Source organism: Streptomyces sp. NPDC053426 (genome assembly GCF_055585405.1).
Window position 1 is genome coordinate 338,796 of record NZ_JBVJKE010000001.1, and the last position, 14,162, is coordinate 352,957.

The window sequence follows — 14,162 nt, forward strand, 5'->3', positions numbered from 1 at the left end:
CCGTGGGCCGGCGGTGGCCTCACGGGAGCGGGCGGCGGTCCCGCTCTTCCCACGAGGCCAGGACGGCGCGCAGGGAACCGAGCAGCCGCCGCCCCTCCTCCGTCGTCCAGTCGTCGTGGGCGGTGAGGGTGGTGAGGGCGGTTGCGGCGGTGCGCCGGCAGTGCTCGTACAGCCGCCGGGCGGCGGGGTTGCCGAGCCGCAGTTCGGTGCGCCAGAAGCCGGCCGTGACGAGGAAGGCGGAGCCGCCCTGGAGCAGCGCGGCAGGTGGGCGGGGCCGATCGCTCCAGGGGGCGTCGGCCCGGGCTCCGGGCGGGGAGTCGAGCAGTTCGACGAGGTCCATGGCGGCGTAGAGCAGCGAGTGCTGGGTCTCGTGGACGAGGTCCGCGGCGAGTTCGGCCGGGTCGTCGACCGGGGAGAGCGCGACCAGTCCGGTCGCGTCGCCGAACGAGGCGCTGTGCCAGCCGGTTCCGTCCTCCTCCGTGAGCGGCACGAGCACCCGCAGCACCTCCGCGACCGTCTCCGCCCGCTCGGGGTGGCGTGCCGTCAGCAGGCGCCACGCGGCGTCGAGTCGACGGGCCCAGCCCGCGTGCCCGGCGGGCGTCAGGGGGCGGGGAGGCAGGGGCGCGGGACCGCCGAGCCGCAGCGGGTCGAGGGTGTCGAGCCGTACGGCGGCCCGGCCGCCCAGGCGCAGCCGCGGCACGGGGAACCAGCCCCCGGTGCCGTCGGGCCCGGCCGCCGGGGCGCCGTGGATCGGTACCGGCCGCTCCCCGTCCCGTACGGCCGCGGCGCCGCTCCCGTCGCACAGGACGGTGGCGGCACCGGGGCCCGGGGCCGGGAAGAGGACGGCGCCGAGCCCGGGCAGAACCAGCGCCGTACCGTCCGCGACCGGCACCCGGATCCGGAAGCGGAGCCCGGCGCGGAGGGCCGCCGCGGCGGCGAGACGGGCGAGTCCGGCAGCGGGTTCGCGATCGGTGCCGCGCGCGGCTCCGCACTCGGGGACACCGGGAGGGGCGTGCCGCGCGAGCCAGGCGCCGGCCTCCGGGTCGCCGAGCAGTTCGGCGAAGACCTCCGGCCGGGCGCGTCGGACCTCGGCGAGCAGGGCCACCGCCGCCGCCCAGTGCGGGTCGGCCCGGTGACACCGGTGGGCGACGCGGAGCAGCAGGAGGTTGCGGTTGCGGCGGGCGGTGCGCAGGGCGGCGAGGACGGCCGGACCGGGGGTACCGGCGGCCAGGGACTCCCAGAAATCCTGCCGGGAAGCACGCGGGGACAGGGACCGGGTGCTCATCCGCCGTGCCCCGCGCCCCGGCGGCCCGGAGTCCGCCCCGCCATCGCCTTCGCCTTCGTCGCCGCCTCTGTCCTCGTCGCCGCCTTCGCCGTCGTCGGGAAGTCGGCGGCGACGGTCCGTGCCACGTGGCCGATGAACCGGGCGAGGTCGGGGCAGTACACGGACGGGTTGTCGTGACCCGCGCCGCCGGATCCCGCCCGGTAGCGGTGCGGATAGTGGCCGCCGCCGCACACGGCGACCAGCGGGCAGGCCCGGCAGCCGGCGCAGAGTCCCGCCCGGCCGGCCTGGCGGGCCGCGACGCCCGGGTGGCGGAGCAGCGCGTCGAACGGGTCGCGGTGCACGCTGAGTCCCGTACGGTCGGCCCCGTCGTAGGTGGTCTTGAGGTGGTCGGAGAGCGTGAGCGAACCGTCGGTGTCGATCACGGCGAGCCGGCTCGGGCCGCCGCCGATCACCTCGCTGCCGGAGGCGCCGCCGAGCAGCAGGTCGATCACCGACTCGAAGAGGGTGACGCGCGGTGCCCGGCCGGCGCTTCCGTACCAGCGGTCGAAGACCTGGACGAGCCAGTCGGCGTACGGGGTCCGGGCCGGGTCCGGGACGCGGCCGGGCGGGGGGACGGTCCAGTTGCCGAGCGGCAGGATGAAGGTGAGGGCGGGCGGATCGTACGAGAGCAGGTGGTCGTACGTGGCGAGCGGGTCGGTCGTCGGGTCGACCGTGGTGAGCAGTCCGCTCCAGAGCGGACGGTGCTCGGGGCGGGCGAGGAGTGCCAGCGCGGCGGCCACCCGGGCGTGGCTGCCGCGGCCGGCCGGGTCGCGGCGGTACCGGTCGTGGACGGCGGGCGGGCCGTCCAGGCTGACACCGATCCGGATGTCCTCCGCGTGGCAGAGCCTCAGGACCGTCTCGTCGAGGAGGGTGCCGTTGGTCTGGAGGGCCACCTCGGCACGGGTGGCGGCGGGCAGCGCGGCCCGCAGTCCGCGGACGAACCGGGCGAGGAACTCCCCGCCCGCGAGCAGGGGTTCGCCGCCGTGCAGGATCACCCGGACGGAGCGGAGGGAGTGGTGGCGGGCGTGCTCGGCGATCCGCAGGACGAGCCGCCCCGCCGTCGCGGGGGCCATGCCGACCGGCTGGGTGCGCCAGCCCCGGTCCTGGCTCTCGTACACGTAGCAGTAGCGGCAGGCGAGGTTGCAGCGGCTGTGCACCTTGACCAGGAACTCCCGGAACGGGAGCGGCGGCCGGGACCGTTCGGGCACGGTCACACCGGGGGGTCGTCGATGGGCACGGCGGACGAGTTGTAGGCGGCGAGCGGCGCCTCCTCGGCCATCAGCCGGTCGAGGACGCGCCGGGCGGCGCGGGCGAGCACCGGGTTCGGCGCGTCGAGGAGCTCCTCCAGCGGAAGTCCCGCGAGATCCGGGAGGTCCGGAAGATCCGGGAGACAGGGGACCCCCGGGAGATCCGGCAGGTCCGCCGGTTCCGCCCGGTCCACCGGTTCCGGTGCCCTCGCGGGCGGTACGGTGTCCGGACCTCGCTCGAGTGGACCGGCCCTCATGCACTCCCCCTGTCGCACGCGTGTCCCACGGCCCGCCCGCCTCCGGTGTCCCCGCGCTCCGTCCCGCGCGGAGCCGTGCGGGCTCCTCTCCATGTCATGGCCATCCATCGCCCCCGCCAAACGGATGACCGATTCGTCGACGGCGTGATCGAGGCGGCGCGGCATTGGCGCGGACCTTCCCGTCCCTGGGCCACAATACGTGCGACGCGGCCCGAACAGCCAGGGAGTTCCGATGAGTTGGAAGCGAAAGACCACAGGCCCTCGCTCCACCGCCGAACGCCCTCTGCCACGGTCCGTGGCCAGGCTGTTCCCCGCTCCGGAGGCCTCGGCCGACCCGCTGTCCCGCTGGATCGTGCCGGCGCTGCTGATCGGCGCGGTGGCGGGGCTGGGCGCGGTGGCGCTGTTCGGACTGCTGCATCTGGGCACCGAGTTACTCCTCGAAAACATCGCCGGTTTCCGCCCGTACCGGACCTCCGCCGAGGGCGGCTTCCGTGAACTGGTCCCGTCCGAACGCCCCTGGGCCGTTCCGCTGGTGGCCGCCGGGGGCGCGCTCCTCGCCACCGCGTTCGCCGTCTGGCTGGCCCCCGAGGCGCGCGGGCACGGGACGGACTCGGCGATCGCCGCCGCACACCACGATCCGTCCGGGATGCGCGGCCGGACGACCGTGGTGAAGCTCGTCGCGTCAGCGCTGACCCTCGGTTCCGGCGGTTCGGGCGGTACGGAGGGGCCCGCCGCGCAGATCTCGGCGGCATTCGGCTCGGTGATCGCCCGCCGTACCGGCATGTCCCGGCGACAGGCACGCACCGCCCTGGTGATCGGCCTCGCCTCGGGCGTCGGCGCGATCTTCCAGGCCCCGCTGGGCGGGGCGCTGCTCGGCGCGGAGCTCCTGTACCGCAGGGAGATGGACGCCCGGGTGCTGCCGAAGGCGCTCCTGGCGGCCTGCTCGGGCTGGCTGGTCTTCGGCGCGTGCTACGGCTTCGCGCCCGTCCTCGGGCGGCACTCGGCGGACGGACCGGGCTTCGGAGCCGGCGACTTCGTCCTGATCGCCGTGACCGGGCTGCTGTGCGGACTGGCCGGCCGGCTCTACACCGGCGCCTTCTACGCCGTGCACCTGCGCACCGAGGACCGCGTCCGGTCCGTACCGGCCAGGATCGTCGCCCCGGCGGCGGCCGCCCTGCTCGTGGGCGTCCTCGGGCTGCTGGTGCCCGGTGTGCTCGGCACGGGGTACGGCCTGATGGAGGCGCTCACCGACCGCGAACTCGTCGCCGGACTTCCCGTACTGATGTTGCTCGCCATCCCGCTCGCGAAGATCGCGGGCACGGCCCTGACCGTCGGCTCCGGCGGCTCCGGCGGCATCTTCGGACCGTGCATGGTCGTCGGCGCGGGGACGGGCGCGCTCGCCTGGCGCCTCGGCGAGGCGCTGCACCTGCCGTCGGCCGGGCCGCTCCCGTACGTGGTGGTGGGCATGGCGGCCTGCCTGGGCCCCGTGGCCAACGCGCCGCTCGGCGTGCTGGTCATGGCGACGGAGATGGTCGCGGACGCCTCCCTGCTGGGGCCGGGCATGCTGGCGGTCCTGTGCGCGTCGGCGGTGACGGGACGCACGACGCTGTACCGGAGTCAACTGGAGCGCCGGCCGCGGGAGACGGCCGAGGAACAGGACGAGGCGACGGAGAGCCGGTCCGGGACGGCGCACACCCCGAACCCGGTCCCGGTCCCGGCCGCGGCCCGGCCCCCTGTCCGGGAACCCGGGCCGCCCCCGGAGCCGAAGCCCACACCCGCGACCACCAACGGGACGACGATGGCGGCGGCCGGCTCCACCACGGACCCGGTGGCCGACCCGGCGGCCGGGCCCGTCGCCGGTCCCGCGGTCCCGCCGGCGGCTCAGCCCTCGTCGTCCGCCCCCGCCTGCGCGCCCGACTGACCCCCGGCCGTGCCGTTCCCGTTCCCGCCTCCGGCCGGGGGCGCTTCGTCCTCCTCGGGCCGTCGGTCCCGCTCGCCCCGCTCCCAGACCACCTTGACCTTGAGGTGCCCCTCGACCCCGGTACGGGCGATCACCGCACCGGTCTCCACGTTGAACTTCACCCCGAACTCGAGCTCCACCGTCGACGGCGGTGCGGGCAGCGACACCATCCGCTCCAGTGTCCGCCCGGCCATCTGCCGGACCTGGTCGAGCCCTTCCTCGAACCGTCCCGCCGCGACGTCCACGGCACCGTTCCCCGACCGGTCACGGCTCCGGGCCCGCACGATCTCCGGGTCCTGGTCCTCGAAGGCCACGTACACCGCGGCGTCCCCGCCGCCGAGTCCGAACCGCGCCAACTCCTCCGGCATGTCCCCTCCGCCCGCTCCGGACCGGGCCGTGCGCCCGGCGGCGTCAGCCTACGGCGCGAGGCGCCGGAGCACACCGAAACGGACCGCCCTCGAACCCCTCACCGAGCAGGCCCGACGGAGCGCGCCCGGAAACAGTGAGCCTCGCTCGTCCTTCACCACGCCTCGAGCTGAGGCCGGAAAGGGCTGAGTAATTGAATTCCGAACTTACATTTCTGGAGGTGCCGCGGCAGAGATGCGCCCCTCAAGACACGGGTGTAGGTTCGAAGTGCGCACCATTCAATACCATTCCCCTCCGGGCGCGAGACCGACTGGCCACCGCTTCCCACCATGCTGCCGCCTTGGAAAGCATCCGTGAATATCGCTTTTCACGCCACGCGATCAGGAGATCCGGAATGTCGAATCCAGTACTCAGAAAAGGTGACAGCGGCCCCTTCGTTACACGCCTGCAGGGCGACTTGAATACCCACGGGTACTCGGTCGGGCAAGTGGATGGAATATTTGGAAATAAGACCGATGCGGCTGTCCGCCAATTCCAAGCTGATCACGGTTTGTCCGTTGACGGGATCGTCGGTCCGGCCACTTGGAATGCGCTCGAAGGCCCGGTTCCTGGCGCGGAGGTTACTTTCGACCTCTCCGACTTCCCGTCACTCGCGCTCATGTTCCGCCACGGAGCCGGCGAAGACATAGATGGCTACTTGGCCGAGCTGGGTATCGGCTCGTGAGGTCATGGCGAACACGGGAATGGCTCCTCGGTCCGCCTCGGGAACGGCTCATGACCGCTCCGACAAACCGTTGGCGGGTCAGGGCTCGAACGCGAGAGAGTCATCCCGTGCTCGTCGGCGGGCCTGCTTTTGCGTACCCAATCGAACGGAGGGTCATCATGGCATGCGAACTGCAGAAAATTGCCGCTGCCGTTGCCTTCGCGAACGCCGTGGCCTCGACGCCGGGCGTCGCGTTCGGCACCGTCGCTCCTCCTCTGGAACCACTACTAGCGGCCAAGATGTGGCTGTCCTGGGTCGGCGCATTGGTCGCCCTCGGCTCACTCGTGAAATGCCTTGATGACGCGGGACGACACCAGGATGCCGAATCGCTGAGGCGGGAGATCGACAAGCTGAAAGGTGAGATGGAAACGATAAAGAACAGCGTTCCCCACTGATCTGACTTCGTCACCGACCGGCACTGACCTGAGCGCCTTTTTCGCTGTTATCGATCGGGACGGCCTTGTTGATATCGCCGAGATCGAAACCGACGCCGACCGCGGTAACGCCACTTTCACATGGGCAGGCCCCCATATAAGTTTTGGTGAAACTGGGCAGCTGCGGCGAGCCGCTGCCCCGGCGCACGATCCGCTGCAGCCTCTGCCCCTCCTGGTCAGTCGGTCTGCGCACACGGACAGGATCGGCCACCGCGCCTCCAGCGGTCGGAGCGGACGTCACCCACCGAGTCGCCGAAGCAGCCGCCTGCGTCGATGCGCGGTGCTCCACCAGGAGTCGCCATCTCCAGGACGGGGTCATACGGTTGAAGAACCGGGGTTCCCCTGTGGCGCCGAGCCGGATCCCGTGCCGCGCCCTGCCGAAGGGTCGCCATCACCGGAGGAAGCCTCGCGGTCACCAACGGTCGTGGCCCAGCCCGTCCGACCGGCAAGGAGGCGTCAGTGGCAATGGACCCAAGGGCACTCCTGGAGAAGACGGCGCTGCTGCTGTGGCGCCTGGCCGACGACGCCGTGAGCTCCCTCGCGGATCCGCTCGCAAGCCTCCAGCCCCTGGCAGGGGAAGACGAAGCCCTGCAGGACAGGTTGCTGGAACCCCTGACGGACCTCCCGGCTCATCACGCACTTCTTGGGCTGCTGCACGACATGCTCGGCGACGTCGCGGACGCCGGATCGGTCGTGCGCGCACACGGGTGGCACCGGGCGGCGGGATCGGCCAGGGGACTGGCCCTCGTGCTGGGGGAGACAGGATCACGCGCCGTTCTGGCGATCACTCCCGGGCCGGACGGTCAGGGGCCGACCGTCGACGTCGTCGTGACGCCTGGTGCCGCCTTCAACCATGCGGTCGGCAGTGCGAGTTCGGACTGGCAGGTGACCGTCGACGTCCAGTCCCAGCAGCTCTGGGACGCGGCGTACTCACCCGGTTCCGTGCCCATGGGGCCGACGGGGACCGCGACAGTCACCGCCACTCGCCGGGGACAGCTCGGCAGCGGCCCTGCCGACGGGCCACACGTCTCGACGGACGGCATCACTGTGCGGCTCACCGCGACGCCTGCCGCGCCGGTTGTGGCCGAAATCCGGGTCAGGGACTTCCAAGCCGGGGTGCTGCCGGCCGCGCTGGCCTCCTTTCTGGGCGACGGCGGCGGTGCGGCGACCGAGAAGACCGACATCGAGATCCAGGCGACCCGGGCGGACGGTCTACGGTTCAAGGAGGGCGGTGCGCGCCTCCAGCGTCCTGTCGGCCTGAACCTGCCCGGTGTGACAACCCGGGGGTTCGCGCTCGAGCTCGACCACGACGAGCGCGGACTCGTCCTCAGGCCCACGCTGTCCGCCCTCGCCAGGCCGCCCGTACTGCCGCTCAGCGCGGCGCTCGACGGTCTGGGTCTGCAGGCGCCGGTGAGCCTGTCGAACGACCGCATCGGCATCAACCCCGACCTCCTCGAGGCGCAGTTCCCCACCGCCATGGGCATCGCGCTCCAACTGGGCGCGGTCGCGGGCGGCGGCGCGGTCCAGCAGCGTGGCGCGCCCGGTGGCGGCGCGTACGCGGGCGTCCTGGACATCGATCTCGGCGTCGTGCAGGTGCAGGCGTTCGGCCTGCTGCAACTTCCGGTCGACGGCAGGCAGCTTTCCTTCCTGGTCCTGCTCGGGGCCGAGTTCGGCTATCCGGGCATCCAACTGGGCTTCGGCTTCGCCCTGGACGCGGTCGGCGGGCTGGTGGGGCTCAACAGGCGGGTCGACGAGAACCGGTTGCGCGGCCTTGTCCTCGAAGGAAACGCCGACCGAGTTCTGTTCCCCGGCAATGCCGTCGCACGCGCCGACGAGATAGCCGGTTCCCTGGAAGCCTGCTTCCCCGTCGCACGCGACAGGTTTGTCGTCGGCCCGATGGTCCGGATCACGTGGGGCGGGCGGATCGTGAGCCTGTCCGCCGCCCTCGTGATGGATCTGCCGGAACCGGTGCGCGCTCTGCTCGTGGGGCGCCTCGTGATCTCCATTCCGGATCCCGTGGTGCCGCTCATCCGGCTCCAGGCCAACGTCTTCGGTAAGGTCGATCCCGGCGTTCCGGCCGTCGAACTCCTCGCGACGCTGACGGGCTCGTGGATCGTCGGAACCCCAATGAGCGGCGAGTGCTGCCTTCTCTTCCGCGGTGGCCGGGACGCGGCGTTCGTGCTGTCCGCCGGCGGCTTCCACCCGCGCTTCGTCCGGCCTCCGGGAGTGCCCGCACTGCGCCGGCTCTCCATGGAACTGGGCAGTCCCGTTCTGCGCCTGCGGGCGGAGGCTTACGTTGCGCTGACCTCCAACTCCTTGCAGTTCGGTGCGCAGCTGCACCTCGACGCGACGATCGCCGACTGCGGCGTCGAGGGCCACCTCGGCCTCGACGCCCTGTTCGTGTGGGAGCCGACGCTGTCGTTCGCCGTGCACGTCCACGCCGGCGTTGCCGTGCTGGCCTTCGGCGAACGCCTGGCCTGCGTCGGCCTCGACTTCACCCTGGAGGGACCCGCTCCCTGGCACGCGTTCGGCACGGGCAGCATCTCCGTGCTCTTCTGGGACGTCTCCCTCGACTTCGACGAACGATGGGGCGACGCCCCGGCGGTCGCGCAGAAGGCCGAGGACATCCTGGCGCTGCTCCGGACGGCACTGGAGCGGCCCGGTGCCTGGACGGCGGAACCCCCGACCGCCCGGCGGTCCGGGCTGCGTTTCACCGACGCGGCGAACACGGCTCTGGTCAAGGGGGACGTGGCCCTGCCCGACGCGACGTTCCGGATGACCCAGCGGATCGTGCCGCTGGAGACGACCATCCACCGATTCCACCGGCTCGGCGTGCCCGGCCAGTCGTGGCGGATCACCCCGGTGAACAAGGCGACCGGCACGCCGCTTCCCTCGTTCGGAACGGTCCCCGAACGGTTCGTGCCCGGTGAGTTCTTCGCGCTGACCGACGAGCAGCAGCTCACCAGCGCGGCGTTCGCGGACCTTCCCGGCGGCGTACGGCTGGCCGACAGCGACGTACGGCAGGGCGAGCGGCATCTCGTCGACGACAGTTACGAAACCGGATACCAGGTGGAGCCCGAGTGGTTCACCGGATTCCCGGTGCCGGACAACGGCAAGCCCCTGCCCGGCACAGGCGTGTTCGGGCTGGAGAGCTTCGCCCGGCCAGTGGGCGCCGCAGAGCGGGCCGACCGGTGGCGCGCCGCGCAGCGGCCGATCGGGACGACACGAGTGGAGATGCGCACATGAGCCGACGCTGGTTCCTCTCCTCCGTCGCATTCGGCGCCGCGGCCGACGCCACGTCGGTGAAGGACGCACGCCCGTTGTTCACCCCGGCCGCCCAGATCACCAGATCGGTCGAGGGCCTGCCCGCGGAGACGTTCCCCGACCGCCCCGGCTCGAGCCTTGAGCTGCTCGGCCCCGGCGACACGCTCGGCTTCGACCGGTCGGTCGTCGTCCGCCATGAGCCGCCGGAGGGCGCGGTGAACGCCGTGCCCGGACACCTCGCCCACGTGGAGTTCTCAGACGCGAGTCTTCCCTGGCTGCTCAGCCTTCCGGCGGCGCGGAGACTGCCCTGGCTCACCCTGCTCGTGCTCCGTGACGACGAGGGCGACCTCGCCCCGAGCACGGTGCTGCGCGTCGTCACCGCGCCGGGCAGCGCACTGCCGGACCTGGCGGAGTCGTGGGCGTGGGCCCACGTCGAGGCACGAATCGAGGACGGCGAGACGCCGCAGGGGGTCGTGGAGCGGGACGTACGCACCGGTGTCGACAACGTCGTGTCCCGGCTCGTCTGTCCGCGCCGCCTGGATCCGAATCGGGGCTGGCTGGCCTGCGTCGTGCCCACCACGAAGGCGGGCCGCGCCGCCGGGCTCGGCGAACCGCCGCCGGCGGACGGGGCAGCGGCGGCCTGGTCGCCGGGACAGCCACGGGTCACGCTGCCCGTCTACCACGCGTGGCGGTTCCGCACCGGGGAGGCCGGCTCTTCTTTCGAGGACCTCGCCCGCCGGATCCACCCCGTGGCGACGGCGACGCTGGAAGGACTCGGATTCGGCGCCCGCACGGTCGACGTGCGCCACCCGTGGCCGCATGAGGATCTCCTCCAGGGCATCGCCCCCGATCGCGTGACCGTCCCCGTTCACGGTGCCCTGAGACTGCCGGGCGCGGACACCGTGGACGAGTCGTGGAGCGACTTGCCGAGCATGAACAAGTTCCGCGAACTCCTCGTCGCCCACGTCGACGCCCCCGCGTCGCGGTGGGCGCCCGACCGCGTGGGAACCCCGCCCGACCGGGACGAGAAAGCGGTCGCCGCCCCGCTCTACGGAAGCCACCACAGCGGCGAGCAGACGGTGCCCGCCGACGGGTGGATGAGGCAGCTGAACACTCAGGTGAAGTACCGGATCGCCGCCGCCCTCGGCGCCCGCTACGTCCAACTGGAACAGGAGTTCCTGATGGCGCGCGCCTGGGAGCAGATCGGCCAGGCCCAGGAGGCGAACCAGGCGCTCGCGGCGGCGGAACTGGCAGCCGCGGCCGCCGAGACGGCGCAGGCCAAACACCTCCGCACGATGAAGACGGCGCCCCTGACGGAACTCGCCATGCTGTACGGCGACGCCGTGGAGCGACCTGAGGGAGGCACCGTACCCGTCGGCCGGGCCCTCGCCCCGTCGGCCGTTCCCCGGGGCGCGGCCTCGGCGTCCTTCGTACGGCTCACCCGGCCGGGCGGCGCGCTCCGCCGTCGCGGCGGACGCGTGGCGGGACAGCGTGACGACGCGGCGGTGACGACCGCGCCCTTCCTCGACAAGGCGATGGACGCCACCAAGACCTTCCTGCCGGTCTCCTGGCTCGCCGGAGTGGACGACTCGGATCTGCCGGCAGCCGCCGGGGCGGTCCAGGGGCCGCTGACCTCGACGACGGTGTTCGGCGACCCGGCCGCGGCCTTCTCGACCCGCACCCTCGGCCACTTCATCTACACCATGTGGATGGTGTCCGTCGACTACTACGCGACGGACAATGGCGGGTCGCGGTTCTTCCCGGAGTTCGGCGACCCCCGGGGCCGACTGCGCGCCCTCGCCGAGAAGGCGCAGCAGACCGCGGCCGACCGCACGCCGCGCACCGCGCCGCAGACCGTGCTCGTGCGGGGACTGCGCCGACTGCTCAGCGCCGAGACACGCGCCGTGCCCCTGCTCGCCGAGGCCGGACTGGGTATGACCGGCGGCGAGTTCGTCAGCCGTATCCGCAGCCGGGTCCGCCCCATGCCGCGGACCATGGACCACGTGACGGCGCTCCTCGGTGAGCCGCTGATGTCCGGCCGGACCGCGGAGGACCCGCGTCCCCTGCGGCCCCTGATGTGGCACCCGGAGTTCGGCTTCCCGGTCGCGGCGGAACTGCTCGCCCGCTGGCCGGAGTGGGCCGTCCCCGGCATCACCGACTTCCCCGACGACTCCTCGGCCCTCCTCGAACCCAACCCGGCGTTCGTGGAGGCCCTGCTGGTGGGACTGAACCAGGAGTTCAACCGCGAGCTGCGCTGGCGGGAGTATCCGACGGACGAAGCGGGCACCCCGTTCTCGCGGTTCTGGCCACCGGGAGGCGCGGCACCGGGCTACGGCGAGATCGCCCGTTGGGCGACCGCCGACCGGCTCGGCGACCACGACCCGAGCGCCGACACGAAGCTCCTGGTCCTCCTGGTCCGTGCCGAGGTGCTGCGGCGCTTCCCGGGCACTGTCGTACTCGCGGCGAAGTCCGTGAACCGAACCGTGGAGGGCCCGGATGTCACCTGGCGGGAGCCGAGGTTCGTCCTGCCCGTGGACGAACGGACCAATCTCTACGGCTTCGAGGGCCTGACCGCGGACCAGGCCGCCGCCGAGCACTGGATGTTCGTGATGCGTGAGCCCATGGCCGCGGCTCAGTTCGGTTTCGACGAGCGGACGGAGTTCTCGCCGGAGTTCGATTCCTGGCCCAACCTGACGTGGGACGAGGTGCCGAGAGTGAACGGTTTCGTCGTGCCGCGCGTGGTCGACGGGCTGCCGCCGGCGCTCGCGCCGCCGGCGGATCCTCCTCGGTGGGAGGGCCTGGACGCCGGCGACTTCGCGCGGATCCTCTTCCAGAGGCCCTTCCAACTGGCGTTCTCCGCGAAGACGATGACCGGATGACCGGATACCGCTGATGCCGGGGAGCCTGGAGGGGCGGCGCGGCGTCAAGGCATCAGGGCCAGCTCTCCGAGGGCCGCACGATGTCGAAGTGCAGGCCGCTGGAGCTCTCGCCGCTGCCGGGGTTCTTCTCGCGCCGGACCCACGCGTGCCAGGAACCGTCGAACCACCGCGCGAGCACCGGGCGTCGGGTCACCAGCGCTCCCTCACGCGGCACCTCCTCCTCATGCACCCAGTGGTCGGTGTGCAGTAGCCGGCCCTGCGGCTTCGACTCCGCTCCGGGCTGCTGCAGCGGCACCAGCGCGAACCGGATCGCGTCGGGCGTCAGCGCATGCGGGACGAGCGGCAGCCAGTAGTCCGGTACGACGGTCTGGACGGCGTAGGAGCCGATGTCGACGGGCGGCGGTCCCTCGGGGGCGACGCGCAGCCAGCTCTCCCTGCGGTCGAGGAGTTCGCCACGGACGGTGACCGTCTTCTCGATGGCCCAGGCCAGGTTCGCCAGTTCGTCGCGGGCGAGCGCCACGGACTCCAGGGGATCGCCGACGGCACTGCGCCCGGACGGCATCATCAGCAGACCGTCGTCGGTGCCGGTCACTGTGAACATGTTCCAGCGTGGATCGTCGCGCCCGGCGCGTTCGACGGTGTGCGTGCCTCCGAAGGAGTCGGTCACCACGATGCCGTCGAGCGTCGTGATCGAACCGGCCGCGACCTCCAGCGGGAACAGGAACCAGTCGTTTCCGTAGACCTCGGCGAACGAGATCAGCAGCAGTCGTCCGGTGTCCAGGCTCGACACGTCGGTCGCGCCCAGATCGATCTGCGCGTCCTCCATCTCCCAGAAGCGGTCGGCCGGGATCCCGCCGAAGCGCACCGTCGCCGGCACCACCTCCCGGGTGAAGTGCTGTACGGGCGCCGCTGCCGCCGGCACGCCCGACGGGTCGAGGTCGACGCTGTACCAGTCCAGACCGTCGCCGAGGTACTCCTCGGCATGCAGGACCTGGTCGCCGAACGAGAAGTCCGAGCGGTGCTCGAAGCGGTGCGGATCGAATGCGTCCGGCCCGGGCGCCTCCGACGGCGCGACGCCGTTCCACCAGGCGAGCCAGAGCGCGCCCACCGCCGCGAGGCCCGCGACCCGCGGGTTCCCCTCGGACAGGTCCCTGGCGAGCTCGCGGGCGTCGGGGACCCTGGGCGCGAGCAGGGTGACCAGCCCCGTCGGCCCGGTCGGCAGGGGACTGAAGCCGTACTCGGAGAGCACCTGCGGCAGCTTCGAGGACAGGCCCGCCTGGTCCAGCAGGCGCACGAACTGAGCCCCGCCCTCGACCCGCAGGCACTCGTCCGGGCCCGCGTCGTCCTCCGACTCGACCACCGCGTCGAGCGGGCCCGACGTCGGGTCGTACGGCACCCAGGGGGAGACCGCCGCCGGGTCGGCCGCGGCGTCGACGCTCGCGGCCGGGCGCCATGCCGACACCGGGGAGCTGCGGCCCTCGATCCGGGCCAGTACGGGCGACCCGGCGTCCTGGGCGGCGAACTCGCCGAACTGCCACTGGCGGGCCAGCGCCCAGGCGGGATCGTGGACACGGGCCGCGAGCCCGGAGGCCACCTCGTTCACGCGGGACAGGGGTTCCAGCCGGAACCGGAAGAACCCGCTGTGTTCGAAGTTCCTGCGAGGCATCG

At 72.5% G+C, this 14,162-nt stretch carries 11 protein-coding genes; 5 read left to right on the top strand and 6 right to left on the bottom strand.

The features are described from left to right. Positions 1–19 precede the first annotated feature (19 nt). The 3 genes from ACZ62B_RS01320 to fxsA are packed head-to-tail and all read right to left on the bottom strand — an operon-like array spanning position 20 to position 2,828. The gene (locus tag ACZ62B_RS01320; protein ID WP_469689090.1) at positions 20–1,285 is read right to left on the bottom strand and encodes an aKG-HExxH-type peptide beta-hydroxylase; all 1,266 of its coding nucleotides are present in this window, start codon (positions 1,283–1,285) and stop codon (positions 20–22) included. Beyond that, complete coding sequence (locus ACZ62B_RS01325) at positions 1,282–2,532, bottom strand: FxsB family cyclophane-forming radical SAM/SPASM peptide maturase (RefSeq protein ID WP_469689091.1); 1,251 nt, start codon at positions 2,530–2,532, stop codon at positions 1,282–1,284. The genes ACZ62B_RS01320 and ACZ62B_RS01325 overlap by 4 nt, the downstream gene beginning before the upstream one ends. A gap of 2 nt (positions 2,533–2,534) precedes the next feature. Next, positions 2,535–2,828: an FxSxx-COOH cyclophane-containing RiPP peptide gene (gene fxsA, locus ACZ62B_RS01330; protein WP_344560046.1), complete on the bottom strand. Its 294-nt coding sequence runs from the start codon at positions 2,826–2,828 to the stop codon at positions 2,535–2,537. Positions 2,829–3,060: 232 nt separating this feature from the next. On the opposite strand from fxsA, the gene ACZ62B_RS01335 reads away from it, so the two are divergent. After that, positions 3,061–4,749 (top strand): chloride channel protein, encoded by a 1,689-nt coding sequence (locus ACZ62B_RS01335; protein WP_469689092.1) that lies wholly within the window; start codon positions 3,061–3,063, stop codon positions 4,747–4,749. Here ACZ62B_RS01335 and ACZ62B_RS01340 read toward each other — a convergent pair. Beyond that, positions 4,710–5,156 carry a CU044_2847 family protein gene (locus ACZ62B_RS01340; protein WP_344560048.1) on the bottom strand — a complete coding sequence of 149 codons (447 nt, stop codon included), beginning with the start codon at positions 5,154–5,156 and terminating at the stop codon, positions 4,710–4,712. The genes ACZ62B_RS01335 and ACZ62B_RS01340 overlap by 40 nt on opposite strands. 338 nt (positions 5,157–5,494) lie before the next feature. Between ACZ62B_RS01340 and ACZ62B_RS01345 the strand changes: the two genes are divergently transcribed. Beyond that, a complete protein-coding gene (locus tag ACZ62B_RS01345) occupies positions 5,495–5,878 on the top strand; it encodes a peptidoglycan-binding domain-containing protein (RefSeq protein WP_469689093.1) in 384 nt (127 codons plus the stop codon). A gap of 158 nt (positions 5,879–6,036) precedes the next feature. Beyond that, positions 6,037–6,312, top strand: a complete 276-nt coding sequence (locus tag ACZ62B_RS01350) for a hypothetical protein (RefSeq protein WP_468727394.1) — start codon at positions 6,037–6,039, stop codon at positions 6,310–6,312. A gap of 10 nt (positions 6,313–6,322) precedes the next feature. Here the strand turns inward: ACZ62B_RS01350 and ACZ62B_RS01355 are convergent, their stop codons facing one another. Continuing rightward, positions 6,323–6,562 (bottom strand): hypothetical protein, encoded by a 240-nt coding sequence (locus ACZ62B_RS01355; RefSeq protein WP_469689217.1) that lies wholly within the window; start codon positions 6,560–6,562, stop codon positions 6,323–6,325. A gap of 254 nt (positions 6,563–6,816) precedes the next feature. Here ACZ62B_RS01355 and ACZ62B_RS01360 point away from each other — a divergent pair, with 254 nt between their 5' ends. Both ACZ62B_RS01360 and ACZ62B_RS01365 read left to right on the top strand, forming a co-directional pair. Then, entirely contained in the window at positions 6,817–9,597 is a 2,781-nt protein-coding gene (locus ACZ62B_RS01360) for a DUF6603 domain-containing protein (RefSeq protein WP_469689094.1), read from the top strand. After that, positions 9,594–12,494, top strand: coding sequence for a hypothetical protein (locus tag ACZ62B_RS01365; protein ID WP_469689095.1), 2,901 nt, complete (start codon positions 9,594–9,596; stop codon positions 12,492–12,494). Before ACZ62B_RS01360 ends, ACZ62B_RS01365 begins: the two co-directional genes overlap by 4 nt. 52 nt (positions 12,495–12,546) lie before the next feature. Here ACZ62B_RS01365 and ACZ62B_RS01370 read toward each other — a convergent pair whose 3' ends face one another. Next, positions 12,547–14,160 carry a hypothetical protein gene (locus ACZ62B_RS01370; RefSeq protein WP_469689096.1) on the bottom strand — a complete coding sequence of 538 codons (1,614 nt, stop codon included), beginning with the start codon at positions 14,158–14,160 and terminating at the stop codon, positions 12,547–12,549. Positions 14,161–14,162: the final 2 nt, after the last annotated feature.